The following is a 950-nucleotide window of genomic DNA, read 5'->3' as shown; positions in this document are numbered from 1 at the left end:
CGTCCACTCCGGTCCTCTCGTACTAGGAGCAGCCCCCTTCAAATTTCCAACGCCCACGGCAGATAGGGACCAAACTGTCTCACGACGTTTTAAACCCAGCTCACGTACCACTTTAAATGGCGAACAGCCATACCCTTGGGACCGGCTACAGCCCCAGGATGTGATGAGCCGACATCGAGGTGCCAAACTCCCCCGTCGATATGAACTCTTGGGAGGAATCAGCCTGTTATCCCCAGAGTACCTTTTATCCGTTGAGCGATGGCCCTTCCATACAGAACCACCGGATCACTATGTCCTACTTTCGTACCTGCTCGACTTGTCAGTCTCGCAGTTAAGCACGCTTATGCCATTGCACTATCAACACGATGTCCGACCGTATCTAGCGTACCTTCGAACTCCTCCGTTACACTTTAGGAGGAGACCGCCCCAGTCAAACTGCCTACCATGCACTGTCCCCGATCCGGATAACGGACCAAGGTTAGAACCTCAAACAAACCAGGGTGGTATTTCAAGGTTGGCTCCACGAGAACTAGCGTCCCCGCTTCAAAGCCTCCCACCTATCCTACACAGATTGGTTCAAAGTCCAATGCAAAGCTACAGTAAAGGTTCATGGGGTCTTTCCGTCTAGCCGCGGGTAGATTGCATCATCACAAACATTTCAACTTCGCTGAGTCTCGGGAGGAGACAGTGTGGCCATCGTTACGCCATTCGTGCAGGTCGGAACTTACCCGACAAGGAATTTCGCTACCTTAGGACCGTTATAGTTACGGCCGCCGTTTACTGGGACTTCAATCAAGAGCTTGCACCCCATCATTTAATCTTCCAGCACCGGGCAGGCGTCACACCCTATACGTCCACTTTCGTGTTTGCAGAGTGCTGTGTTTTTATTAAACAGTCGCAGCCACCAGTTTATTGCAACCCTTTCACCCTCATGGAGTAAACCAATCAAG

General features: G+C 51.5%; 1 rRNA gene. It reads right to left on the bottom strand.

Annotated features, from left to right (window positions below):
- A 23S ribosomal RNA gene (locus ASN89_RS25425) occupies positions 1-950 on the bottom strand; the annotation flags it as partial.

The sequence above is a fragment of the Janthinobacterium sp. Ant5-2-1 genome (assembly GCF_001445815.1).
Taxonomy (GTDB): Bacteria; Pseudomonadota; Gammaproteobacteria; order Burkholderiales; family Burkholderiaceae_D; genus Janthinobacterium; species Janthinobacterium lividum_E.
The sequence above is the reverse complement of the archived record's forward strand: the minus strand, read 5'-3'. Positions and strand labels throughout refer to the sequence as shown.